A 24,637-nucleotide genomic window follows, 5' to 3' on the forward strand; every position below is an offset into this window, starting at 1 on the left:
GGAGGGTCTTCTATTGGCTAGTAAAAAAGAAAAAAGCGTCGTGATGGACTGGTTAACAACAGTCGACCATAAAAAGCTAGGGATTATGTATTTAATCGCTGGGGCGCTCTTCTTTGTAAAAGCGGGTGTCATGGCGCTATTCATGAGAATACAGCTCATGGTCCCGAATAATGAATTTTTAAGTGGACAGACGTTTAATGAATTTATTACCATGCACGGAACGATTATGCTGTTTTTGGCAGCAACGCCATTGTTGTTTGCCTTTATGAACTATGTCATTCCTTTGCAAATTGGTGCGCGTGATGTTGCTTTCCCATTTGTCAATGCATTAGGATTTTGGATTTTCTTAGCCGGAGGATTGTTGCTTTCAACAAGTTGGTTCTTCGGTGGCGGACCTGATGCGGGTTGGACAGCGTACGTACCGCTATCTACAACGGAAGGTGCACTAGGTATTGATTTTTACGTATTAGGTTTACAAATATCTGGGATTGGAACATTAATCTCAGCAATTAACTTCCTTGTAACGATTATTAACATGCGAGCACCAGGCATGACGATGATGCGTTTGCCGTTGTTTGTATGGACATCTTTTGTGACGTCAACGTTAATTTTGTTTGCCTTTACGCCGCTTGCAGCAGGGCTTGCATTGTTAATGCTAGAGCGAATATTTGATGCCAACTTCTTTGCGCCAGGGATGGGCGGGAATGTCGTCATATGGCAACATATTTTCTGGATTTTTGGTCACCCAGAAGTGTATATCCTTGTATTACCAGCGTTTGGGATTATTTCTGAAGTCATCCCAGCTTTCTCGCGTAAACGCTTATTTGGTTACACCGCAATGGTGTTTGCGACGATGATTATTGCTTTCTTAGGATTCATGGTGTGGGCGCACCATATGTTTACCGTTGGTGTGGGTCCAGTCGCAAACTCGATTTTTGCGATTGCGACGATGACGATTGCGGTACCAACCGGGATCAAAATATTTAACTGGCTCTTTACGATGTGGGGCGGAAAGATCACGTTTAATACAGCGATGTTGTTCGCTTCATCATTTGTGCCGACATTCGTCCTAGGTGGTGTGACCGGGGTCATGTTAGCGATGGCACCAGTTGATTACTTGTATCACGATACGTACTTTGTTGTGGCGCACTTCCATTACATCATTGTGGGTGGAATCGTGCTTGCCTTATTTGCGGGATTATTTTATTGGTACCCGAAAATGTTTAATCACAAATTAAATGAGAAGCTCGGAAAATGGTTCTTCGTTTTATTCACCGTTGGTTTCCATTTAACCTTTTTCATTCAGCATTTCCTCGGACTGATGGGCATGCCGCGTCGTGTGTTCACATACTTAGGGAACCAAGGATTAGATGAATTCAATATGATCAGCACGGTCGGGACATTTTTCATGTCGATTGCGGTCATCTTGCTCGTTGTAAACATCATTTATTCTGCGTTTAAAGGTGAGCGTGTCATTGGTGTCAATGATCCGTGGGATGCACGGACATTAGAGTGGGCAACACCAACGCCAGTACCTGAGTACAACTTTGCTCAAACACCGCAAGTCCGTTCACTCGATCCGTTGTTCTATGAGAAGGTACATGGAGATGGCACGATGAAACCGGCAGAACCAGTGGCTGATATCCATATGCCAAATGGCTCGATTTTACCGCTCATCATTTCGGTCGGTTTATATTTCGGAGGATTAGGATTCATCATGTTGGAGATGGAGTCAACCATTGTGAGCCCTTGGATTGTGATTGGTTTAGGTGGGCTATTGACATTCGGTAGCATGGCGATTCGGTCCATTAAAGAAGATCATGGCTATCATGTACCGAAACAGCAAGTTGAAGCTGACCTGAAGAAACTGGGAGGAGGCAAATAATGGCGGGTATAGTTGATACAAGCAAAGGTTTGCCTTCTCATCCAGAGCGGGCAACGTTAGAAGGAAAAAATAAGTTTCTTGGTTTCTGGTTCTTTCTTGGTGGCGAAACCATTATGTTTGCAACTTTTTTCGGAACGTATTTAGGTTTGCGTAACGGGGTTGGAGATGGTCCTACGTCAACAGATTTATTCGCATTACCGCTTGTTTTCATTATGACGATGATTCTTTTGACGAGTTCCATGACAAGTGTGTTCGCCATGTTTGCGATGAAGAAAAACAAATTTAAGCAAATGATGGCTTGGATGATCATTACTGTAGTGCTTGGGATTGCGTTTTTAGGAATGGAAATTTACGAGTTCCAACATTACGTCCATGACTATGAGTTTGGGTTCACGACAAGTGCTTTCTCTTCTGCATTCTACACGCTCGTTGGACTGCACGGGGCGCACGTATTGTTTGGCTTATGTTGGATTACCATTTTGATTTTCCGCTACATGCGCTCAGGCATTACGTTGACGAATGCACCAAAGTTCTATGTCGCCAGCTTGTATTGGCACTTCATTGATGTTGTATGGATTTTCATTTTCACCGTCGTTTATTTAATGGGAGCAGGAGGTTATTAACATGGCCGATGAACATTTAAGTACCCCATTTGAGAAGAGTGCAATGACAGCAGCAGAAAAGCGGGCAATGAAAAAAGAAATTAAGCACCAAATGATTATGTTTGTGCTCATGCTTTTCTTAACGGTACTCGCTTTTGCTGCAGTTGCAGCAGACGTTGTACCGCACTCTTTTGCCGTACCGTTTATCTTGATTCTTGCCTTTGTACAGTTGCTTCTGCAGCTATTGTTTTTCATGCATATGAAAGACAAAGATCATACATGGGCAACCGTATTCATGGTAACAGGCATTTTTGTCACTGTGCCGACAATTGCATCTTTAATGTTGCTGATTGGTACTGTGAAATATTAAATTTGAACAAGCGCACTGAGCGATGATGCATCGTTCAGTGCGCTTGTTTTTTATGTTCCGTAGCCAGAACATATTATTTCCATGCTTTAAAGAGTGCACGAGTGGTATTGCCTCTTTCATCATCACAGTATCCTAAAAAAGAAACTGTGTTGAAGCCTAAACGCTGGAAATCTTTTATCGTCTCCTTTGGAGGGGTGAGCGTGTTCATTTCAAACAATAACAGCTCTTTTGTGACGCTTTCTAGTAAACGATATAAATGTTCTTTGTTTTGTACGTGGGCATCAATAGACAAACAATACACAACATCAAAGGAGTGGTTTAAGTCCTTTAACGAAAGTTTTTCCAGATCACCTTGTTTAAATTGAACATGATTTAAACCTGCAAATGCGGCGATTTTTTTGGCAACGTGTACTTTATCTTCGTCATATTCAATTCCAAGACACATTTTAGGCTTTAATTTTTGCGATTCAAAAATCATTGAGCCGCAATGACTCCCTAAATCGAGTAAAGTTTTATTACGTAAATCGCGCTCGTTCATTTCGAACTGCTGTAATCGTCTTGTGCTATTTCTATGTGCTGTTTTTACTTCGATAGTAGGCAATGAAAAAGTAGCATAAGGCATGGTTTTTTTCGGAACAAGTCTTCCTTGCTTTTTCCGAAAACTTGTAGATGCGGATGTTAATTCCGAGATGATTTTCTTCTTCAGTGCCTCGGTTGCTTCATCTAATGTTGCAACATGTAAAATATTACAAATTGACACGGGGTGTTCTTTAAAGAAAAACATATTTCCAGTTTCGTAAGGGCTTTTTAATCCTTTGCCAGTTAGGTCGTAGCTTTCAAAGAACGGAGGTGGGTGACCGTTTGGGTATTTTCGTAACGTTTCATAATCAATGAGGGTAACGCGTGAGTTATGATAAAAAAGATTTTTTGCATGTAGATCGCAATGTGCAAAACCATGCACATATAAATCTAATATGATAGACATAATTTGTTCTGTTGCATCTTGTTGTTGCTCTTTGGATAACTGCGGAGCAATGAGATCTAAACGATGTTCAGAAGGGAACATCTTTGTAACAAACATGCTGTTGCCTTCTTCTTCCCACGGTAACATCCAATCGAATTGTTTAAATGTTTTTTGAGCAATTTTTTCTTGATTAAAACAGTCTTTTCCGACGTTGTTTTGTAAAAATACTTTTCGAATAAAGGACTGTCCAGACTTTTCAAAAGAAAAGGTTTCAGACTGATAGCCCCGATGTATGATGGTTTCATCTGACATACGAAATCCCCCTGTCTTTCTTTTTCTACTGCATGTGCCTTTTTCACTTTCATCTATGATTACTTCCACGCTTTAAAGAGTGGGCGACAATGATAAGCAGGGTGGGCATCATCATCACAGTAACCAAGAAAGGTCACTTTTTTAAATCCTGCTGCCTTTAGCTTCATTTTCACGTCGCTTGAATTTGTGCGTGCGTTTCCTTCGAAAAGCAATAATTGTTTTGTTACGCTTCCTAGCAACGAATACAACCGATCAGGGTCTTTTAGATGTGAAACAATGGATAAACAATAGACAACGTCCGCTTTATTTATGTCAGCAATCGTGATGTGATCAATATCAGCTTGCATAAAGTGGACATTTTTTAGATGCGAAAAGGCAGCGATTTTCTTTGCGATATGAACTTTGTCATCATCAAATTCGACACCTAAGCTATGTTGTGGTTTCAATTTTTGCGATTCAAAGATCATGCCGCCACAGTGGCTGCCTAAGTCAAGCAATGTTTTGTTTTCAAGATCATCGACCGTGATGCCAAACTGTTGTAAACGACGTGTGCTGTTTCGTTGGGCTTTTTCTGGTAGGATATGTAGATCAGGAAGTATGAAAGAACTGTAGGGGCGAAAGACACTTGGTAAGTGTCTTTTCCCTTGAGAATGAAATGTGACAGAAGCAAGTGTAAGTGCTTTTATAAGTTCTTTTTGTAGTGCAATTTTCGCGTCTTCTAATGAAGCTTGTAATGTTTTGCTGACGGAAGCGGCGAAAGTTTGTTTTAAAAAACAAACATGCTGGGTGTTATAAGGACTAGGCAGTCCTGCGCCAGTAATATCGTAGCTTTCCCAAAAGGGAGGCGGCGCACCAGTGTATCTTTCCATAAATGAGTAATCAATGAGCCTTACTTTGTTTTCATGAAAGAAAATGTTTTCTGCATGCAAGTCACGATGAGCATATCCTGTGGTGTACATGTCAAGTACGGCAGACATCAATTGTCCGAGTACATTTTCACGGTCTGCTTCTGTCATATGGAGAGCGATTTTATCTAAACGATGTGCTGGAGGGTACATTTTTGTAACAAATATACGGGTTGTATGCCATTTCCATGAAGGGCACCAAGGAAACATATGAAATAATGATTGTGCCAGTTTTTCTGTTTCAAAAAAGGTGTTTCCTTCTGTTGTATTAAGAAAGTGTTTGAGCATATAGCGTTCATCAGAACGAGAAAAAGGGAATGTTATAGAGTGAAATCCATGGTGAATCAAGTTTTGCTGTGTCATAAGACAATGCTCCTCATACAATAGTGATTATTTCCATGCTTTAAAAAGTGGGCGGTTATTATGAACGTCCATGAAATCATCATCACAAAAGCCGATAAAGTCAATTTTTTGGAAGCCTACTGCTTGCAGTTTTTCTTTCACTTCCTCAACATGGGTCGTGGCATTTCCTTCAAAAAGTAAAAGTTCTTTCGTAACATCCCCGAGTAACTGGTACATACGGTGAGGGTCTTTTACATGTGCTTCCATAGCAAGGCTGTATACAATATCATACGGTCCATCAATCATTTGTGCTGTTAAATGATCGATGTCCCCTTGCTTAAAATGTACGTTGGTCAAATGATTTAGTGCTGCAACCTTTCTCCCCATGTGCACTTTGTTGTGATCAAATTCAATTCCTAGACTCATTTTCGGTTGTAATTTTTGAGACTCAAAAAGCATTCCGCCATAATGGCAACCTAGATCGAGTAATGTTTTTTCGCGTAAATCTGTTTGTTTAATCTCAAATTTCTTTAAGCGACGGGAGCCATCTCGTTGTGCCATTTGCGGTGTGACGGTGAGCTTTGGTAATGAAAATGAACAGTAAGGTCGTGAGAAACTATGTCGGTGTCTGCCTTCTTTCTTTTGAAAGTCTTGAGAGACTTGTGTGAGTTCATGAATAAGTGTTGTGCCTAATGTACGTATAGCTTTGTCTAATGTTGCATGAAAGACACGGCTAATAGATAAAGGATGGGTATTTAAGAAGCCCATATTTTGTGTATTATAAGGACTAGGTAACCCTTGACCTGTAATGTCATAGCTTTCAAGAAAAAGCGGAAGATGATCGTCTGGATATTTTATTAAGTATTCATAATCGATTAGTTGGACACCATTGTGGCAAAAGATGTTTCGTGCGTGTATGTCACGGTGGGCGTATCCTTTAACATAAAGGTCTAAAATAACTGACATAATTTGCCCTAGCACTTCGTCTTTAGCCGATTCAGATAGGACATGGGACAATGTGTCTAGTCGGTTATCCATTGCATACATGTCTGTTGTAAAAGAACGCTCGTCGCTTGTGTGCCATTTTGGTAACCATGAAAACTTGGAGAAAACTTCTTGTGCCCTTTTTTCGTTTTCAAAGCATGCTTTTGCCTCTGGCGTATCTCGGAATTGTTTTTGAATGAAAGGGGTGCCCGATTTCAAAAATGAGAATGTGTCTGCGTGAAGTCCACGATGAATATGCAGGCGATCCTCTCCCGCTTGTTGCTGTTCAAAGCTTTCCTGTGGTGATGTGAGATGAGGAGGCTCGGTGGTCAGTTTGGAAGCTGGATGCGCCGGTCCGCCTTGTTTTTTATAATATGCTGCTTGTTCTCTATGAAATTGCGCTTGTTTTAAGTCGCCAATTCCTTCGTAACAATGTGCAAGTTGGTGATGAGGAAGCCATGTATGGTAGATATTATCAGCAACAGACCAAGAGTAACGGGCAGGTAATGGTTGTTTATAAGCAGTTGTATACCAAAAGATGGCTGCTTCTACATGTCCTTGTTTTAAGAAATGTTCGCCCATTCGACAGCTGAAGGCGGGATAAGGGGTATCAAGCGATAATGCTTTTAGCGTTAAGGGTAACTCTTTTTCCGGGTGTCCGTTCATGACATAACAAGTAGCGAGTTTGTGGAGTAGGAAGATTTTGTTTTCCAATGAGATCTCCGAGCTGTCCTGACATTTCTCAAAATAAGTGATCGCCTTATCATACTCTTTGTTCACGACACACTCTCTAGCGTAATGAAACATATCAGAAACGTTTAAGTCGTAACCTTTTGCTAGGTGGCGTTCATAAATGTCAATGTTTCTTCGTGAAGGTGCCCCATTAGGATTGCTCATTTCTTTTGTATGGGTAACAATGATGTCTGAATTAAAATACTGGTACTGTTCGTCAATGGATAAGTCTTCATGGACAATGCCTTTCCACGTGAATCCTTTTTCTCGCTTCACTAACCGTAAACGGGTCGTATGAGAAGTCGCATTTGAATCAAAGCCGTGTAGCATTTGGTATTTCATTGCGACTGCATCAACGTGTGACGGTAAAGATGATTTTAACTCAATTAGTTTCTTCTTTTCACCAGGCGTCAGCACGTCATCTGCATCAAGCCAAAAAATGTATTCTTTTGTGGCGTAACTAAAGGAAGCATTACGTGCAGCAGCAAAGTCGTCAATCCATTCAAAATCATATACGTGTGAGGTCCATTTATGAGCGATTTCCTTTGTTCGGTCTGTAGAGCCAGTATCTACAATGATAATTTCATCAGGAACGCCCTCAACTGAAGAAAGGCATTGATCCAGTGTATGTTCCTCGTTTTTTACGATGAGACATAAGCTAATTGTAATCATTAGGCAACTCCTTTCTGTCCCCATTCAAACACGCAATTATCATCTCAATATCATATGTGGAGGCTGCATGAATTATGAAGCGGCTATTTTAGCGAATAATTTTGTCTAGAAGTGTGGAAAATTTGCCGCATAGTTGTTCAAGGAATGGCTTGTTTTGTAGTATACTGAAGGAGGTCATGCGTAGAGGAGTGAGATAGGTGGAAAAGGATTTACAAAAACCAATAAAAAAGCGAAATTATCGTCCGGCAATTATTGTGATTTCAGTTGTGCTCATTGGTATTATTGGTATATTATCAGGGCTGCCTGGTGTAAAAGACTTTGATGCCTTTGATGTAACCATTTTGCCACGGACAAACGCGATTTTAAATTCATTTACGTTTTTGTTCTTATTAGCGGCACTTGTGTCGATAATAAAAGGGAAAACACAGTTACATCGGCGATTTATTTATGCCGCATTTGTGACCACAACATTGTTTTTAGTGACGTATGTTGCCCACCATTTATTGGCGGAATCAACACCATATGGTGGAAGTGGCTTGATGGCTGCATTATACTATTTTGTGCTTGTGACGCACATTGTGTTGGCAGCTGTCATCGTCCCGCTTGCATTGACGAGTGTCGCACGTGCGTGGAACATGGAACACGAACGCCATAAAAAAATTGCACGCTGGACAATGCCTATTTGGCTTTATGTTAGTTTCACAGGCGTGCTCGTTTATCTTCTAATCGCGCCTTATTACTAATCTTGTGCCTTTAGCTAAAGGTGATCAACTTAACAGGAAAGGGTTTTTGTGTGAATGCTAAAGATGTGATGTATACGGTAGTTGGGTTATTATTTGTTGTTTTCCTGGCGGGGTGTGGGATGAAGGAGCCAACGGATTTGACCCCTCTTTCTAAAGAAGATGGACAAAAAGTGGTCGATTTTGTGACGCAATATAAGAAGGAAATGATTGATGCGGTGAATAAGCGAGATGTGGACGAACTAGAAGAAACGTATTTTCTTCCAAATACATCTTTCTCGCAGGCGTTTCACCGTTATGTAGAAGACTTGTCGAAACAAGCAGCAACAAAATCACTTGTCTCATTTGAAGTGGGCGGTGTTTACCGCGATCAAGAAGCAGGAGATTTGTTGGTAGACGTAGACGAACATGTAGTGATTGAAAGACCGAATGGTGAGCTGGAGGATGTGAATCGTTCTGTCCGTTATTGGATTGTAGAAGGGTCAGAAAGTGAGTACCGTCTGTATACAATTATTGATCGTTCAAATTAAATGGTGCAAAAGGAAAAGGGGCTGTCAGCGGACAGCCCTCTTTTAAAGTTCTTGCAGTTCTTGCTCAATGGTTTTTGTAAGTGAGGTTAGCTTAGTGCGGCATTTGTCAAGCACTGCTTGTGGAAATGTCTCTTCACCATACTCTACACCGTGAGGGTAATAGTATTTTCCAAGGATAGGCGTCATAAGTTTTACGGTAGTTGAAGGGTGTGGCATATCTCCTTTTACTGCATAAGCAGGAATGCGCAAATAAAACGTTCCGTCGTGGTGGACAATTTTGTAGTCAAACATGACACGTTCATAGTCCCACTGTTCTGCATGGACAAACCCTAATGTTTCAGCAGCGTAATGGACAATAGAGAATGGCAGCTCTTTGTTTTCTAAATTCGTTTCAGTAAATTTCACAGTCGTTCCCCCTCTTATTAGACGAAAATGTCTCATTCCTATCATAGTACGAATGGGCTTTGGATGCAACCTTCCAGAAGTCAGAAATCAGAATCCAATATTCAGATTGGAGGATTTCAAGGAAGCCATGCATCGTCGAGTGAACTTGCATCTGACTTCCGCCGATTGACCGCTGTATTTTGGTATGCTACATTCTTGCTTCTTCATGTGGTTTTCTTGGAATGACATAAAAAGTGCCAGTTGCCTTTGCAACAAGCCGGTTTTTATCGTCATAAGTCTCTCCTTCAACGACGACAAGTTGTCTCCCTGTATGGACAGTTCGTGCAACACAACGTAACCGAGAGCCAAATCCTGGACGAATATAATGAATGTTTAGTTGAGACGTGACCGCAGCCAGATGGTTGGGCAATGATTGAACCGCACGTAAACCCATGGCTGAGTCTAGCAATGTTGCGGTAATGCCGCCGTGTACCATTTTTAATGGGTTATAAAGCAGTGGCGTGATGGGGGCTTGCAACTCAAATTCATCTTCATTTCGTTGGTCATGGGTAACATGGGTAATAGCAGAGAGGTACGTTTGGTGTTGATCCGCTTGTTTTTCCAGTAATCCATCGACAATATTTGAAAGGATGGTCAAATCTTCTTTACTTGCTTTTGACATAAACGTTTGTATTTTACTTTCAAGATCCACGATGTGTTCACCTTTTTCAATCCACGTTGCGGTAGAAGTTTTGTTATTACAAGTCATCATGATCACCTCTTTCATCGGTGTCGATTTTGATGTAGGTTGGAGAGATGTGCTTTATTCAGTGTAACAAAAGAGGAAAAAAGAAGCAAAAACCTCTGCACGTTTGCCTAGCTGTGAAGATATAATACACTGTATATTTTATTTTAGAGAGGGTGAATATTGATGGATGCACAAGACAACCTCCATCCTTCCGTGCAAGCGTTTAAAAGTTTTATTAAAGCTCATCCAGGTGTGATGCGTGATATCCAATCAGGAAAAAAGACAATGCAAAATGTGTTTGAGGAATGGACGATACTTGGTGAAGGTCATGAATATTGGCAGTCGTATAGACAAACAGAGGGAGAATATGCGCAAACTGACGCGCCAGAAGAACCCGAACAGCCTGAAGCTGAGGGTGCAGAAGAAGACGAGGAAGGTGCTGACAACGGTGAAATGATGGGACAGCTGCTTGGGATGATGAAGAAAATGAATGTGCAAGACTTACAAAGTCATTTAGCACAATTCAGTGCAGTCCTCGGTAATATTCAAAATTTAGTGCAGACATTTCAAAAACCCACGGCGCCAACAGCTCGAAAAGAGAATGACTCACCATTTTCTTTTCGGAAAGACTAGAGGTGATTTATCATGAGAGGAGACATTCGCAGGCGTTTACTAGAGGATGAGGAGTTACGCACATTTATGAGACATCATCCGGTTTGGTATCGTTTGTTAGCGCGACAGCCAGCGCGTCTTGGAGAAATGGAACAAGAAGCCAAACGTTATTATGGAAAAACATTGCCTCAACGGGTAGAGAAGATGCAAAATAATGTGAATGTCATGATGATGCTCATGGAAATGATGAAAATGGGAAAAGGCACGCTTGAAGAGACGGTGCAATCACTTGTTCAATAGTTAAAGTGGAATGGCAAATCCCTCTAGAGGAAAACAATAAAAAAGTGTACAATGATGTTGTAAGGAGGGATTTGCGTGGTTGGGACAATGGATACAGTGAGAATGATGGCAGCGTCAGAGGACTTTTCACAAGTGATGTTAATGTCTGATGTATTCGAGCGGTATAAAATAGCACGTCAGCGTTTAAATGAGTGTGCAACGGCTCAAGAAAAAATGAACCGTTTTGCGGTGGTGAAAGAAGCGCATGAAGAAGTACAGCGTTTTGGAAAGTATCATCCTGATTATGCGAAAGTTTCACAAGAAATCCGAACGGTGAAACGTGAATTAGATAAAGATCCAATCGTCATAGATTTCAAACAGGCTGAAGCTGATTTAGAAGCATGTCTAAATGAAGTAAGTGCCATTTTGGCGCAAGCGATTTCACCATCGATTAAGGTCCCGACGGGCAACCCGTTTTTTGATCAACGTTCCTGTAGTGGTGGCTGTAGTACTGGTAAAGCGTGTGGTTGTGGATGAGTACGCAGACGATTTTTTATTTCATATGCAAAGGGCAGCAAGATTGTTTGTAAGTGATAAATAGCTATGATAGACTGTGTGATATAGCATAGGTAGGGGGCACAGGCGAGTATGATAAGTCGGGATCGTCAAGGGATTGTTGTATGGTTAACATCGTTAAAGTATGCGCGACAACTTCGCCGTTTTGGTCATGTTCAATATGTGTCCAAAAAGATGAAATATGTTCTTTTTTATTGTGACCAAGAAAAAGTAGCGGCAACGATGGATAAGATTGCCCCACTCCATTTTGTGAAAGATGTGCAAGTGTCGATGCGCCCATTCCTTGCGACAGATTTTCAAAATGCGAAACCAGATAAAGCGAAAGAATATGACTACAAATTGGGTATTTAGTTGAAGTAGCTCAAGACCATGTGGTGTAAGCTGCTTGCTCTTTACGAAAAAAAGGCGCCTCTTATAAGGAGAGGCGCCTTGCCATGATGTTACATGGCTATGGGAGAGGAGAAACCGGAGGAAGAACTTATGGGGAAACGTAAGTCTTCTCTGCGGTTGTCGCAACACATTCTGTGCTGCTACTCGTCAGTATAGACGCATGTATTTATTTTTATACATGTAAGAGTGCTGGGGTTAAAAATGACAGTAGATGGGTGATCGTATGAGAATTATTGCAGGTGTGCACAAGGGATTGCGTTTAAAGGCTGTTCCCGGGAGTGGCACCCGTCCGACGACGGACAAAGTGAAAGAAGCGCTCTTTAGTATGATTGGGCCTTTTTTTTCTGGTGGAAAAGCGCTTGATCTTTACGCTGGTAGCGGCGGGCTTGGTATTGAAGCGTTAAGTCGAGGAATGGAAACGTGTGTCTTTATTGATAGCGCAAAACAAGCGATTGAAACGATTCACACGAATTTATCACATACTAAGCTGATTGAACAAGCCGAAGTGTATCGAAATGATGCTTCGAGGGCATTACAAGCGTTAGCGAAGCGTGATATACAATTTTCAATTGTGTTCCTTGATCCTCCTTATGCGAAACAATCGCTTGAAAAGTTGTTGTCGTCAATAGCGGAGTACAATTTGTTAGCTGATGAAGGTATTGTCGTGTGTGAGCATGATCGCGCTGTTTCTCTACGAAAATGTGTTGGTACGCTTGTGTGCCATCGTGAAGCGTTGTATGGACAAACAGTCATATCGTTATATCGAAAGGAGAAAAAAGATGACACGTGCGATTTGCGCAGGGAGTTTTGATCCCGTCACAAATGGACACGTTGATTTGATTACCCGTGCCGCAGCGATGTTTGATGAAGTCGTTGTAGCGGTGCTCATCAATCAACAAAAGAAACCGTTATTTACTATAGAAGAAAGAATAGACATGCTAGCACAAGTGTTAAAAAGTAGACCGAACGTCATCGTTGAATCATTTGATGGGTTACTCATCGATTATGCCCGATCAAAACAGGCTACGGTCATTGTAAGAGGGTTACGTTCCGCGACTGATTTTGATTATGAAATGTCGATTGCCGCGTTGAACCGTCACTTAGCACCCGAGATTGACACGGTTTGTTTAATGACGGATCCAAAGACAGCGTTTATTAGCTCTAGTATCGTCAAAGAAGCGGCAACTTATCAGTCAAATATATCCGCGCTTGTGCCAGTACCAGTTGCAGATGCACTCGGAAAAAAGTTTAATGTTTAGTGAAAAACCGGCCTCGTCTGTTTTCGTGCATTTAAAAAGATGAACACAATGAGGGCAATGAGCGTCATGTCTCCACCATATTGTTGTAATAGCGCCCAAATGGTCGTACCAAAAATAGCGTCATTAAATGGTGCGAACGTGGTTGTTTCGACAGCATGCCGTACATACAAAGGCTGAAAAAGAATCGCTGTTAGAACTGCCGCAAACAAGCCATGTAATAACCGGGCATAAAAAAATGGACGAAAACGTAAGTCTGATTCAGCGAGAATACTTGCCACTTGTGCTTGAATGGATAAGCCGCCAAAAGCAAGAATGAAAGATGTGACGATGATTTGTGCTGCTAATGGTGTGGAAGGAAGCGTGCTAATCTGTTCAATGCCAATCGTGATCTCAAATATACCCGCGATAAATGGTTTAGAAAGATCAGTATGCAGACCGATGATGGCAAAGATTCCAGACATGGCTGTTGCGGCGATACTTAACAGACCAATGGTTGTCAATAACTCACTTAATACCGAGAATAAAATGATAAAACCGCCAATAAGTAATAACGTTTGTATAGACGTGCGCACAGCATCACCAAGTAATATCCCTAATGTTTGTTCCGTTTGTATACGATTTTTGTAGAGGCGGGTAAATCCTTCTCTATCATTGTGATTTTGAATGGTCGTTCGTTGTGCGTTATTTGTGCCATAAAATCGAAAACAAAGACCGACAAGGATGTTCCCACCATAGTGGGCAATAGCTAGAAGAAGCCCAAGATTTGGATGATGAAAAAAACCAACGGCGATGGCGCCAAAAATAAACAATGGATTCGCAGAACTTGTGAATGAGGTGAGCCGCTCCCCTTCAATGCGCGTGACAACGTTCGCTTGCCTCATGCGTACAGCTAATTTTGCCCCAGCGGGATTCCCGCTTGCTAGTCCCATCGCCCAGACGAAGCCACCATGGCCAGGAACACGGAAAATTGGTCGCATGAAGGGCTCTAGGAGAACACCGAGAAAAGAGACGACGCCAAAACCGATGAGCAATTCAGACATGATGAAAAACGGTAAAAGTGAGGGGAAAACAACATACCACCACATAGAAAGACCTCGAATGGATGCATCTATTGCTACTTGAGGATTTGCAATCAAGGCGCCTGTGCAGATGATAGAAAAAGCTGCTAACAATCTTGTTTTTGAAAAGAATCTCATTGGGACTGCCCGCATAAAAGCACCACCAGTTTTGAGGTTGGAGGTAGGAAGTGAGAAGTTGAGAAGGCTTTTCCTACTTCATAAAAAGTACGCTTTTGCTGTCCAATTTAGAAGCGCAACTGTTCTTGACTTTCCACATGGCCTTTCTTACTTCTAACTTTTGATTGAAAGCCATAAGATTGAAACAGGAAAGTGGAACAGGTAATATAAAGGAGGCGCATAAGTAGTGCAGCGTAGACCTAAAATTGGCCTTGCTCTTGGATCTGGTGGTGCAAGGGGGTTTGCTCATATTGGTGTTTTAAAAACATTGGTTGAGGAACAAATCCCGATTGATTTTATTGCCGGAAGCAGCATGGGGGCACTTGTTGCTACGATGTATGGGACAGGTCATACTGTGGAGACGATGGAGACGTTTGCGAAACTTTTTAAGCGAAAGGATTATATAGACTTTACAGTATCTAAACAAGGACTCATTGCGGGGAAAAAAATCGAGACGCTCATACGTATGCTTGCTAAAAATGGTTACTTAGAAGCATTGGATCCCCCAGTGTGTGTTGTTGCAACAGATTTAAATGCTGGTGAACGTGTCATATTGAAGTCCGGTGATGTTGCACGCGCGGTACGGGCAAGCATGTCTATTCCAGGCATTTTCGTACCTGTCATGATGAACGGCCGATTGCTTGTTGACGGCGGGGTAGTTGAGCGTGTACCAGTTTCCGTTGTGCGTGACATGGGTGCAGATGTGGTCATTGCTGTTGACGTCTCTTTTTTCCGATCAACGCTTTCATCACCATCTGTGTACGAGATTTTAATGCAAACAATGGATATTATGGGTAGAGAATTGGCTCGCGGTCAGATTCATTTAGGAGACATACATATTCGTCCAATTTTAAAGCACTCAGCACCACTAGACTTTTCGCAGACAAGCCAGCTAATTGAACAAGGTGCAGAGGCATGTCGGGCGGAATTACCAATGATAAAAGCTTTGTTGAAAGAGTGGAGGTAATCATGGAGAAAACAATCATAAAAAAGTTTTCTTGGAAGCGTTGGGTCGTTTTATTTATAATTTTACTTTTGCTTGGCTGGATAAAAATTCCTTACTATTACAGCCAACCAGGTATGGCTGAACCTTTAACGGAAATGGTTCATGTGGATGGTTCTAAGAAGGAACATTCAGGTACGTTTATGTTAACAACGATTCAGACAGCGCACGCGACTCCTTTGTTAGCCGCATGGTCTTACTTAAGTCCGTTCCGCTCTTTACATCCTGCACCAGAAGAGTTAACAGATGAAGAGTATGATGAACGTCAACGTGTGATGATGGAGATTTCTCAAGATAACGCTAAAATTGCTGCTTACACGGCTTCTTCTCATGGTCGCGTCAATATTACGAATAATGGGGTGTATGTGTCTAGTATTGTGAAAGGGATGGCGGCTGAAGGTTATTTAAAATCTGGGGATGTCATTAAGCAAATTAATGGCCAAGATGTAAAGACGGCAGAGGAGTTGTTAGAGGTGTTATCTTCATACGAAGAAGGTGACACGGTCTCTGTCACCTTTCGGCGTGCAGGTGTTGCAAAGACGGAATCGTTAACATTTGCCAAATTGCCAGCGCGTGAGGGTGAGATCTCTAAGCGAGCTGGGATCGGGATCCAAGGACCACTGACGGATCGAACGGTGACATTTGTTCCCGATGTTGAGATTACCGCAGGGGCAATTGGTGGTCCGTCTGCTGGACTGATGTTTTCGCTAGAAGTTTATCAACAGTTGTCATCTGAAAACTTGACAAAAGGACATTGTATTGCGGGTACAGGTACTATCGATGAGATGGGGAGAGTAGGCCCCATTGGTGGAGCGAATCAAAAAGTGGTTGCTGCAGATGACGAGGGTGCAGCATATTTCTTTGTTCCTCATCAATATGGCGCACCTAACTCGAACTATGTTGAAGCAAAAAAAGCGGCTGAGGCGATCGGGACGGAAATGGACATAGTTCCTGTAGATACATTGCAAGATGCGCTTACTTTTTTAAAGACATTACCAGAGAAAACGGAGGGCTGTTCTAAAAGGTCATAAAAGGACCTTTTAGAACAGCGTGTTTTTTATATACGAATAGGTGCTTGTTTATACGTTTGCTTTAATATGCGTTGTGTGATAGCTGGTGGGTGTGCTAGCGCATATGCCTGATCAACTTGTAAATCGAGCGCGCCTAGCGTAGAGGCGTGTTTGAGTTCGGCTGCACGTGTCACAATGGGACATGAAAGCTGCTTCTTTTTTTTGTTTAAGTAGGTCTGTCCTATTGTAGACATGCCAAGCAAGCGAATATATGGAACAGGTTGCTCATGAATGTAAGAAAGCATCTCTTTGGTGGTACCCGTTAATAAGTGTGTTGCCAGACGTTGTATCCGGGTTTGTGTATAGCGCTTTGTTTTCACATGCTGTAACCAGTCAACAAAAGAGGTAGCTTCGTAGACGGCCTCGTTTAGGCGAAACTCAATCCCCTCTTCACATTCTGCAATCGTACGAATGTGTGAAAGAGGTGTGGTCAATAATCGGTGTTGTAAGTATGGAAAGTAGCGCTCCCACGTGTGCAAGTGCCCAACTTGTAGCATATATTTTTCCAGCGCTGAAATTGTTGTTTTAGGCATCACACGCGAAAGGTTAGATAGTTCTTGGCCAGATGATAGTGCATGACGAATACTTGTTGCACTTGCAATGGTATGCTCATCATGAATATTTTTTTCATGAAAGCCTGCTTGTTTGCGCACGGTGGTGGCGGGAATTAAAGGGAGATGTTGCTGTGTAATGGACGAAACGTAATGATACCCAAGGATATTGTTTGGTTGATCGAGCCTTAATAATGTTTCATTGCCATTTGCCAAGGTGCGAAATGCCGCTGCGCTTGCGTTTGGATAGCTTACGCCCTTTTGCATGTGTTCTTTTATAGCGAAGTCATAAGCTTCTTTGTTTTCATTCATAAATTGGACAAGTTGATGAAATAAGGTGATGTCACCGGCTTCGCTGCCAAAGTGAAGATGTGTACAGCCAAGGGCGGCTAAAATGTTGGTCGCTCCTTCAGCAAAACGAGCGGCGCTTTGCACGGAATAGGCATATGGGAGTTCGACGACCACATCGACGCCGCAGGCAAGTGCCATCTTTGTTCTTGTCCATTTGCACACAATGGCTGGTTCCCCTCGCTGTAAAAAAGAACCACTCATAACTGCGATACATATGTGTGCACCTGTGTCAGTTTTTGCGGCACGTAAATGATGTAAGTGACCGTTATGAAAAGGGTTATACTCGACAACAACACCAACAGCTTTCATGTAACCTCGTCCCCTTCTTTGCAAATCAACCGTATGTATAGTACAATAAGTCTTTATACTGTTCATTATAACGTATCGATCTTGTAAAACAACAGCCTTGTGTAAAGAAAAAAGATTGACATTCTAGCTGTGTAGTCTTATAATAATTTTTGTTGCCTTATGAGGTGAATAGCATATGAAATGGACAATGCAACAATTACAAAACGCTCGTGTTCAGCCCCTTTCCTTTGAAGGAACAGAGGATATCGCTACACAGCTCTGTCAACATAAAGAGATACGTGCGGCGACACCAGTAGCGTTTGCTGTGACGTTTCATGCGAGGCGGCATGTGTACACTTGTTCGTTCACGGTGAAAGGGACATTAACATTGGTTTGTGCGAGGACGTTAGCAGATGTTTCTTTTCCATTCTCAATAGATGGGACAGCACATTTTGTACCAGAAGGAGAGCAACCACCGCCTACCCTTGATGAAGCAGATGTTTATACGTATACAAATGAAGACATTCATTTGCTACCAGCCATTTGTGAGCGGATTTTTCTTGAAATTCCTATTCAAGTTTATGCCGATCACCCTTCAGAGGCGCTGGCTCCGTCGGAAGGTCAGGGATGGGCGCTCATCACTGAGGCATCTAAGCAGGCAACAGTTGATCCGCGTTTGGCACAGTTAGCGACCTTGTTTGAGGAAAAGGATTGAGATTGTTTTAGTTTTGAGAACGATAAGGAGGTGTTACAAATGGCGGTACCATTTAGACGAACATCTAAAACAAGAAAAAATAAGCGCCGTACGCACTATAAGTTAGAAGTGCCAGGTATGGTAAAATGCCCAGATTGTGGAGAGTATAAGCTTTCACACCGTGTTTGTGGAGAGTGTGGATCTTACAAGGGTGAGAATGTCTCAGCAAAATAAATACGGAACGCATGAAAAGAACTTAGTACCTAGGTACTAAGTTTTTTTCATGCGTAAATATGTAGTCTATCGCATATTTTCCTAGGATAAAGGGAATCTTATAGTAATAGAATAAAGTCTATTTGAATGGGTTTGTGCATACACTTTACTATTTCCATGTGATAAGAGGAGGTTTTTTAAATGGTCGCTAATCGCCAAGATGCGTGGACGGAAGAAGAAGATTTGTTGTTAGCAGAAACAGTGTTAAGGCACATTCGTGAAGGTGGAACACAGTTAGCTGGCTTTGAAGAGGTGGCAGAAAAATTGTCTAGAACGAGTGCTGCTTGCGGGTTTCGATGGAACTCAACCATTCGCAGAAAATATGAAGCAGAAATTAAGATGGCAAAAAGGAAACGGGTTTCGAGTAGACAAAGATATCGAAAAGAGCAACACGAACAAGATTTACAAAAGAAAGAGATATCTTTTTACAAAAAGAATGAGTCGTCTATGCAGAGGGCCACACCGCCTAACATTAACATGGATATGATCATTGCTTATTTGCAGGAGTTAGGCGATAAACAAGCAGATCACCAACATGTTCATGCATTGACAGACGAAAATAGGCAGTTGCGGGCACGTTTAGAAGCACTTGAAAAAGAGAAAGAAACGATTGCGAAGGATTATCGGGCATTAATTGACATTATGGAGCGTGCACGTCATTTAACGGTAGATCGTGCGGGAGAGACCCAAAAGTCGATGTGATAAAAGGTAAGGCGGGCATCAATATGAGAAGTGAAGCCATAATGTGGTGCACTTCTCATATTGCCCGCCTGTTTTTAGTTTGTTTGTGCGGTTTGTTCTTGTACACCATTTGGAAACCATACATAAGGGCTTTCGCCCCGGTCACGTGTTTCGTTATACGTCACAGATTCAAAGCCAAGCTTTTCCCAAAATTCGCCAGTACTTTGACGAGCATTCGTTTTAATCGGCAAATTGAATTGTTTTGCAAAGTCAACCAGTGCGCGCCCGTAACCTTTTCCTTGATAAGGAGGTAGTACTTCAAGTTTCCAAAGTTCTAAGAAATCTTGTGGTGGTTCAAAATAGCGGTCAAATTGTGCATTGATGCGATAAAGACTCATTCTCGCCACCAATTTTTTTCCATAGTAAATGCCATAAAAGGGTGATTCACTATCGTTTTCAATGATGCTCTCATTTAAGTCATCTTTCATTGACAATTCCGCGGCGCCGTACTCACGAAATGCGCGAAACTCTTCCAGTGTCTTATAATTGACAAGTAGCCGTTTTACTTGAATGTGTGCCATGGTGCTTTCCTCCTATATGAAATAACATTCCTATTTTAGTTTACTACAAAATAGTGTCAGTACGCACGAGAAATCGCTTTGTGTCGACAAGAATATTTGGTACAATACGGATGAAAAGAGGTGAGGAAGTGCGAGTGGGGGTCATTGGCGCTGGAGCGATTGGGTTATTGTTAGCGAGTGCATACGAGCAAGAGGGTGCAGACGTGATGGTATTCACAAGACGACCTGCGCAAGCGTGTCGACTAAACAAGGAAGGGATTCGTGTAGACGGTTTATTGTCATACACGGCTGAGGTAAAAGCTAATACGACCAATGAAGCCATCCCTATGTCTTTCGACTTATTGATCGTAGCCGTAAAATCATATGATGTGGCAACCGCATTGCAGTCATTTTTCCAAAAGAATATGGCTGTCCGGCAATGGCTGTTTATCCAAAATGGGATGTCCCACCTTGATATCATTTCATCACTTCAGGGAGACATCTATGTTGCGGGTGTTGAATATGGCGTCAAAAAAAGCACGGACACTTGCGTGGAAGTGACCGGACTTGGACGTATACGTGTGGCACCTTTTCGCCTATTCACAACGGAATCTTTTGTGGAAACATCTTTTCTGCAGATTGAAAGAGCATGTCACTATAAAGAAATGCTGGAAGATAAGTTGATTGTCAATGTGTGTATTAATCCGCTGACAGCACTATTAGGTGTGAAAAATGGGGCGTTGCTCACCGAGCCGAGTTATAAACAAGCGATGCGTACCATTTTTCGTGAAGCAATCTCGGTGCTAAATAGAGATGCAGATTGGCTCATGTTATGGCGGCGCGTTGTATCAGTTTGTCAAAAGACAAGTGATAATACGTCATCCATGCGTGCTGATTACGAGGTGGGAAGGCGTTTAGAAACGGAAGCCATTATGGGCTATTTACTGAAGGAAGCAGACAGAAAGAAGAAAGCCGCCCCGTGCATAGCATTTTTATCTCACTTGCTCGTGAATAGAAACGATCATTGAGTGTTGCAAGCATCTTGTTTGGGTTCACTCGTTTTTTTTGCTATGATGAAGGCGTAGAGATATACATAGGAAAGCGAAGGGGAGCATTAAATGAGGATTGAGCGGCTAAATAAGATGCATTTACAAGGGCTTTTATATGACTATCTGGAACAACCGGCGCGATGTCAAAAACGCTTTTCTTACGATATTCATGACGCAAACTGGCTACGGGAACGCGGGGCTGATATTTCAGCACGCTCTTTTCCTCATCGGCAAGCGTTATGTGATGAGCTTGAAAAGAAACATGCTGGATTACCACATGCTGAACCCTGCTTAAATCATATTCACAAATTAAGGAAAGACGAGTCTCTTGTCGTCGTTGGTGGTCAGCAAACAGGAATATTGACAGGTCCATTGTATACAGTTTATAAAGCGATGTCACTTATTATAATGGCACGCCACTATGAGCAGACATTGCAACGTCCTGTTGTACCCGTTTTTTGGGTAGCGGGTGAAGACCATGATTTAGATGAAATACGTTTTGTGTATATGAAAGCAACTCGTGGTTGGCAGAAGCATGTATTAGAAGATGAACGAACAGGTGAATCTGCTACTGATAAGGCTTTTCCAAAAGCAGCATTTTCAGTACTGAGTCAGAAATTGTTTTCTTCCTTGCCAGAAACAATGCATACGCAACATTTACAAGCGTTTTTATTAGAGGCAGCGCAGACGTCGCAAACATACAGTGATTTTTTCCAGGTAATGATGCACAAGTTATTTGCAGAAGAGGGCTTGCTTTACTTGGATAGTGGTGATCAGGCGATACGTCAACTAGAGCGTCCGTTTTTTCGTGCGCTTATCCAGCAAACAGAAGAATTGCAAAACATGCAGCAGGCGGGGAATGAAGCTTTGACCAAACTAGGTTATCCATCTACGCTTGTGACAGCGCGTGAAAATGCGCATCTTTTTTTAACAATTGATGGAACGAGACGGCGGCTAGACTATGCTGACGGTCATTTTTTTATTAAAGGAACCAACCTTTCTTATACGCGAGAAACGTTGTTAGCCATGGTGGAGGAAACACCGGAACGGTTTAGCAACAACGTTGTTACACGTCCACTCATGCAGGAATGGCTGCTCCCGACGCTTGCATTTAGTGCGGGACCGGGAGAATTATCCTATTGGGCAACGCTAAAAGAAGTGTTTACATTATATGGATTGAAGATACCGCCCATTGTTCCCCGTCTATCTGCAACCATTGTGCCACGCCATATTGAAAAGTGGCTCTTAGAACAGAGCGAATCAGCTGCTGCGTATATTGCAGGAGAAGGAATACGTAAGCGAGAGTCATGGTTAGAAAAAAAACAATCACTGTCCATTGAGGATGTTGTTCATGAAGCACAAAAGGAAATTGAGCAGGCACACAGGCCACTGAGACAATTAGCGAGGCAAATGAGTCCAACGTTACGAGAACTCAGTGAAGAAAATCATTTAAAGTTACAGCAACAACTTCAATTTCTTAAAGAAAAGATGCTACAAGAGGTACGAGGAAAGCACGCTGTACATTTAAGGAAATTTGATGAAGCAATAGATTGGCTCTATCCTCAATCGAAGCCGCAAGAACGTTTGCTTAGTATGATTATTTTCGTCAACTTGTACGGATTCAATCTATTTTCTAGAATGATTGCAGAGACGCCACCTCGGTTTGACCAGCCGTTCATTTATTATTTGTAAAGTATTCTTTAAAAAGTTTTGTCTTCGGGCAGGACTTTTTTCTTTTTTGTGGAAAACTTATGAGGCTGGGTGGTGCAAAGTGGTGATTTGTGGTAAGTTAGAGGGAGAAAGTGGGGGAGGTGGCTGATCGATGTTTTTGGGAGAATATCATCATACGATCGACGAAAAAGGCCGTATGATTGTACCTGCCAAGTTTAGAGACAGCCTTGGTCCTTCATTTGTTGTCACCCGTGGACTTGATCACTGCTTATTTATTTACCCAAAAGTGGAATGGGACAAGCTTGAAGGACAATTGAAAGCTCTACCTTTCACAAAAAAAGATGCCCGAGCTTTTACGCGGTTTTTCTTCTCGGGTGCAGCAGAGTGCGAATTGGATAAACAAGGCAGACTGAATGTCCCATCGCCATTAAGAGAATATGCTAAGCTGGAAAAAGATTGTGTTGTCATCGGTGTATCGACGCGTTTAGAAGTGTGGAGCAAATCACTTTGGAAAGACTATGTCGTACAGTCAGAGGATGCACTGGCAGAGATTGCTGAAAACCTCGTTGACCTTGACCTGTAATGTGACGCAATCTCAAATATTAATGTGAAAAAGGTGTTTGAATGTTTTTGCATACAACGGTATTAAAGGAGGAGGCCGTAAAAGGGCTCCATATGAAACCAAGTGGCCTTTACGTAGACTGTACGTTAGGTGGTGCAGGTCATAGTGAAAGGATTGCAGCACAGCTTGGTGAGGGGGGGCATTTATATGCATTTGACCAAGATGATGTGGCGTTAGCACATGCCAAAGAAAGACTTTCCCCTTATGAGAATAAAGTGACGCTCATTCGCAGCAATTTCCGTTGGATACAAGCGTCACTTGCTAAGTACGATGTGCACGCTGTTGATGGCATTTTATTCGACTTAGGCGTGTCTTCACCGCAGTTAGATGAGGCTGACCGTGGATTTAGTTATCACCAAGATGCGCCACTAGATATGCGCATGGATCAGACGGCACCACTTACCGCGCAACAGATTGTAAATGAGTGGCCGTTTGCTAAACTTGTATCCATCATCTCTCGGTATGGAGAAGAAAAGTTTGCTAAGCAAATTGCGCGTAAGATTGAAGCTTTTCGCACCAAGCAACCACTCGAAACAACTGGACAGCTTGTGGAGGTCATTAAGGACGCAATTCCTGCACCTGCTAGAAGAACGGGAGGACACCCAGCAAAAAGAACGTTTCAAGCGATTCGCATTGCTGTGAATGATGAACTCGGTGCTTTTGAAGAAGCGCTCACAGATGGTTTATCATTGCTACGAAGTGGTGGACGTATGGCGGTCATTACTTTCCATTCATTAGAAGACCGCCTATGTAAACAAGTATTTAAAGAAAAAACAAAGCAACCTGATGTACCAAGAGGTCTCCCGATCATACCAGAGGAGATGACAGCGCCATTCAAATTAGTGACACGGAAACCCATTGTCGCCAGTTCGGATGAATTGGTTGGTAACAACCGAGCCAGATCAGCAAAATTAAGGATTATTGAAAAAAGATAAACGGGGGGATTACACAATGATTGCACCGAAACAGTCGTATGAGTATCAACATGAGCACCATGATGTAAGGGAGCAGCAACACGTTGTTCGTTACCGTAAAGGAGTGACCCCCGGAGAAAAAATGATCGCAAGTTTGATGGCGGTCGTACTTTGCTTATTGCTTGGTTGGGTCGTCCATAACTATGCAACCATCTATGGCTTGGATGTCTCCATTCATGAAACACAACAAGAAATGAATGCGCAAGAGAAGGTAAATGCGGGCTTGAAAATGAAAATTGATGAACTCAGCGCACCAGAGAGAATTATTGAACATGCCAAAGGACTTGGAATGGAACGCGCAGGGGGAGAATGATGCGACTCGAGGGAGT

The 24,637-nt window shown here is 42.3% G+C and carries 29 protein-coding genes; 21 read left to right on the forward strand and 8 right to left on the reverse strand.

The genetic code is table 11. The features are described from left to right. Nucleotides 1-43: 43 nt before the first annotated feature. From ctaD to NSQ26_RS03205, 3 genes are read left to right on the forward strand one after another with little or no spacing between them, the layout of a single operon-like run. A complete protein-coding gene (ctaD, locus tag NSQ26_RS03195) occupies nt 44-1,885 on the forward strand; it encodes a cytochrome c oxidase subunit I (protein ID WP_090776010.1) in 1,842 nt (613 codons plus the stop codon). Continuing rightward, nucleotides 1,885-2,508, forward strand: a complete 624-nt coding sequence (locus tag NSQ26_RS03200; protein WP_499719115.1) for a cytochrome (ubi)quinol oxidase subunit III — start codon at nt 1,885-1,887, stop codon at nt 2,506-2,508. Before ctaD ends, NSQ26_RS03200 begins: the two co-directional genes overlap by 1 nt. A 1-nt stretch (nt 2,509) precedes the next feature. After that, nucleotides 2,510-2,857 (forward strand): cytochrome C oxidase subunit IV family protein, encoded by a 348-nt coding sequence (locus NSQ26_RS03205; RefSeq protein WP_090775949.1) that lies wholly within the window; start codon nt 2,510-2,512, stop codon nt 2,855-2,857. Between the two features lie 73 nt (nt 2,858-2,930). Here the strand turns inward: NSQ26_RS03205 and NSQ26_RS03210 are convergent, their stop codons facing one another. The 3 genes from NSQ26_RS03210 to NSQ26_RS03220 are packed head-to-tail and all read right to left on the reverse strand — an operon-like array spanning nt 2,931 to nt 7,768. Beyond that, nucleotides 2,931-4,133 carry a class I SAM-dependent methyltransferase gene (locus NSQ26_RS03210; protein WP_499719116.1) on the reverse strand — a complete coding sequence of 401 codons (1,203 nt, stop codon included), beginning with the start codon at nt 4,131-4,133 and terminating at the stop codon, nt 2,931-2,933. Nucleotides 4,134-4,192: 59 nt separating this feature from the next. Continuing rightward, the gene (locus NSQ26_RS03215; protein ID WP_499719117.1) at nt 4,193-5,401 is read right to left on the reverse strand and encodes a class I SAM-dependent methyltransferase; all 1,209 of its coding nucleotides are present in this window, start codon (nt 5,399-5,401) and stop codon (nt 4,193-4,195) included. Nucleotides 5,402-5,428: 27 nt separating this feature from the next. Further along, nucleotides 5,429-7,768 carry a glycosyltransferase gene (locus NSQ26_RS03220; RefSeq protein WP_499719118.1) on the reverse strand — a complete coding sequence of 780 codons (2,340 nt, stop codon included), beginning with the start codon at nt 7,766-7,768 and terminating at the stop codon, nt 5,429-5,431. Nucleotides 7,769-7,965: 197 nt separating this feature from the next. On the opposite strand from NSQ26_RS03220, the gene NSQ26_RS03225 reads away from it, so the two are divergent. Continuing rightward, nucleotides 7,966-8,511, forward strand: a complete 546-nt coding sequence (locus NSQ26_RS03225; protein WP_499719119.1) for a DUF420 domain-containing protein — start codon at nt 7,966-7,968, stop codon at nt 8,509-8,511. Between the two features lie 50 nt (nt 8,512-8,561). Then, on the forward strand, nt 8,562-9,038 hold the full coding sequence (locus tag NSQ26_RS03230) for a TcaA NTF2-like domain-containing protein (RefSeq protein ID WP_090775954.1): 477 nt from the start codon (nt 8,562-8,564) through the stop codon (nt 9,036-9,038). A gap of 42 nt (nt 9,039-9,080) precedes the next feature. On the opposite strand, the gene NSQ26_RS03235 is transcribed toward NSQ26_RS03230, so the two are convergent. Then, a complete protein-coding gene (locus NSQ26_RS03235; protein ID WP_090775955.1) occupies nt 9,081-9,443 on the reverse strand; it encodes a YugN family protein in 363 nt (120 codons plus the stop codon). 187 nt (nt 9,444-9,630) lie between these two features. Continuing rightward, a complete protein-coding gene (locus NSQ26_RS03240; protein WP_499719120.1) occupies nt 9,631-10,191 on the reverse strand; it encodes a PaaI family thioesterase in 561 nt (186 codons plus the stop codon). A 162-nt stretch (nt 10,192-10,353) separates the two neighbouring features. On the opposite strand from NSQ26_RS03240, the gene NSQ26_RS03245 reads away from it, so the two are divergent. The 6 genes from NSQ26_RS03245 (at nt 10,354) to coaD (ending at nt 13,286) form a co-directional block, all read left to right on the forward strand. Beyond that, complete coding sequence (locus NSQ26_RS03245) at nt 10,354-10,803, forward strand: YlbD family protein (protein ID WP_090775956.1); 450 nt, start codon at nt 10,354-10,356, stop codon at nt 10,801-10,803. 12 nt (nt 10,804-10,815) lie between these two features. Continuing rightward, a complete protein-coding gene (locus NSQ26_RS03250) occupies nt 10,816-11,082 on the forward strand; it encodes a YlbE-like family protein (RefSeq protein WP_090775957.1) in 267 nt (88 codons plus the stop codon). 75 nt (nt 11,083-11,157) lie between these two features. After that, the gene (locus NSQ26_RS03255; protein WP_090775958.1) at nt 11,158-11,598 is read left to right on the forward strand and encodes a YlbF/YmcA family competence regulator; all 441 of its coding nucleotides are present in this window, start codon (nt 11,158-11,160) and stop codon (nt 11,596-11,598) included. Nucleotides 11,599-11,709: 111 nt separating this feature from the next. Further along, entirely contained in the window at nt 11,710-11,988 is a 279-nt protein-coding gene (locus NSQ26_RS03260) for a YlbG family protein (protein WP_176763873.1), read from the forward strand. Nucleotides 11,989-12,250: 262 nt separating this feature from the next. Beyond that, entirely contained in the window at nt 12,251-12,838 is a 588-nt protein-coding gene (gene rsmD / locus NSQ26_RS03265; protein WP_499719121.1) for a 16S rRNA (guanine(966)-N(2))-methyltransferase RsmD, read from the forward strand. Further along, a complete protein-coding gene (gene coaD / locus NSQ26_RS03270; RefSeq protein ID WP_499719122.1) occupies nt 12,807-13,286 on the forward strand; it encodes a pantetheine-phosphate adenylyltransferase in 480 nt (159 codons plus the stop codon). The genes rsmD and coaD overlap by 32 nt, the downstream gene beginning before the upstream one ends. Here the strand turns inward: coaD and spoVV are convergent. Continuing rightward, a complete protein-coding gene (spoVV, locus tag NSQ26_RS03275; RefSeq protein WP_499719123.1) occupies nt 13,283-14,497 on the reverse strand; it encodes a dipicolinic acid transporter SpoVV in 1,215 nt (404 codons plus the stop codon). The two genes, coaD and spoVV, sit on opposite strands and share 4 nt — an antisense overlap. 211 nt (nt 14,498-14,708) lie before the next feature. Between spoVV and NSQ26_RS03280 the strand changes: the two genes are divergently transcribed. Together NSQ26_RS03280 and NSQ26_RS03285 are read left to right on the forward strand one after the other, a co-directional pair. After that, on the forward strand, nt 14,709-15,488 hold the full coding sequence (locus tag NSQ26_RS03280; RefSeq protein WP_090775961.1) for a patatin-like phospholipase family protein: 780 nt from the start codon (nt 14,709-14,711) through the stop codon (nt 15,486-15,488). A 2-nt stretch (nt 15,489-15,490) separates the two neighbouring features. After that, nucleotides 15,491-16,555, forward strand: a complete 1,065-nt coding sequence (locus NSQ26_RS03285; RefSeq protein ID WP_499719124.1) for a SepM family pheromone-processing serine protease — start codon at nt 15,491-15,493, stop codon at nt 16,553-16,555. A gap of 26 nt (nt 16,556-16,581) precedes the next feature. Here NSQ26_RS03285 and NSQ26_RS03290 read toward each other — a convergent pair whose 3' ends face one another. Then, on the reverse strand, nt 16,582-17,805 hold the full coding sequence (locus NSQ26_RS03290; protein WP_499719125.1) for a nucleotidyltransferase: 1,224 nt from the start codon (nt 17,803-17,805) through the stop codon (nt 16,582-16,584). Nucleotides 17,806-17,980: 175 nt separating this feature from the next. Here NSQ26_RS03290 and NSQ26_RS03295 point away from each other — a divergent pair, with 175 nt between their 5' ends. The 3 genes from NSQ26_RS03295 (at nt 17,981) to NSQ26_RS03305 (ending at nt 19,453) form a co-directional block, all read left to right on the forward strand. Continuing rightward, on the forward strand, nt 17,981-18,499 hold the full coding sequence (locus tag NSQ26_RS03295) for a YceD family protein (RefSeq protein ID WP_499719126.1): 519 nt from the start codon (nt 17,981-17,983) through the stop codon (nt 18,497-18,499). Nucleotides 18,500-18,538: 39 nt separating this feature from the next. Then, the gene (gene rpmF, locus NSQ26_RS03300; RefSeq protein ID WP_090775965.1) at nt 18,539-18,712 is read left to right on the forward strand and encodes a 50S ribosomal protein L32; all 174 of its coding nucleotides are present in this window, start codon (nt 18,539-18,541) and stop codon (nt 18,710-18,712) included. A 180-nt stretch (nt 18,713-18,892) separates the two neighbouring features. Continuing rightward, the gene (locus tag NSQ26_RS03305; protein ID WP_090775966.1) at nt 18,893-19,453 is read left to right on the forward strand and encodes an RsfA family transcriptional regulator; all 561 of its coding nucleotides are present in this window, start codon (nt 18,893-18,895) and stop codon (nt 19,451-19,453) included. Nucleotides 19,454-19,527: 74 nt separating this feature from the next. Here NSQ26_RS03305 and NSQ26_RS03310 read toward each other — a convergent pair whose 3' ends face one another. Next, nucleotides 19,528-20,013: an N-acetyltransferase gene (locus NSQ26_RS03310; RefSeq protein WP_090775967.1), complete on the reverse strand. Its 486-nt coding sequence runs from the start codon at nt 20,011-20,013 to the stop codon at nt 19,528-19,530. Nucleotides 20,014-20,093: 80 nt separating this feature from the next. On the opposite strand from NSQ26_RS03310, the gene NSQ26_RS03315 reads away from it, so the two are divergent. The 5 genes from NSQ26_RS03315 (at nt 20,094) to ftsL2 (ending at nt 24,621) form a co-directional block, all read left to right on the forward strand. Beyond that, nucleotides 20,094-21,020, forward strand: a complete 927-nt coding sequence (locus NSQ26_RS03315; RefSeq protein WP_141769877.1) for a 2-dehydropantoate 2-reductase — start codon at nt 20,094-20,096, stop codon at nt 21,018-21,020. Between the two features lie 90 nt (nt 21,021-21,110). Then, nucleotides 21,111-22,733, forward strand: a complete 1,623-nt coding sequence (gene bshC, locus NSQ26_RS03320) for a bacillithiol biosynthesis cysteine-adding enzyme BshC (RefSeq protein WP_499719127.1) — start codon at nt 21,111-21,113, stop codon at nt 22,731-22,733. A 130-nt stretch (nt 22,734-22,863) separates the two neighbouring features. Continuing rightward, nucleotides 22,864-23,295, forward strand: coding sequence for a division/cell wall cluster transcriptional repressor MraZ (gene mraZ, locus NSQ26_RS03325; RefSeq protein ID WP_090775970.1), 432 nt, complete (start codon nt 22,864-22,866; stop codon nt 23,293-23,295). A 41-nt stretch (nt 23,296-23,336) separates the two neighbouring features. Beyond that, the gene (gene rsmH / locus NSQ26_RS03330) at nt 23,337-24,269 is read left to right on the forward strand and encodes a 16S rRNA (cytosine(1402)-N(4))-methyltransferase RsmH (RefSeq protein ID WP_499719128.1); all 933 of its coding nucleotides are present in this window, start codon (nt 23,337-23,339) and stop codon (nt 24,267-24,269) included. Nucleotides 24,270-24,285: 16 nt separating this feature from the next. Then, a complete protein-coding gene (gene ftsL2 / locus NSQ26_RS03335; RefSeq protein WP_090775972.1) occupies nt 24,286-24,621 on the forward strand; it encodes a cell division protein FtsL in 336 nt (111 codons plus the stop codon). Nucleotides 24,622-24,637 lie beyond the last annotated feature (16 nt).

Origin of the sequence: Bacillus sp. FSL W7-1360 (assembly GCF_038592975.1) — a bacterium.
Taxonomy (GTDB): Bacteria; Bacillota; Bacilli; order Bacillales; family Bacillaceae_D; genus Shouchella; species Shouchella lonarensis.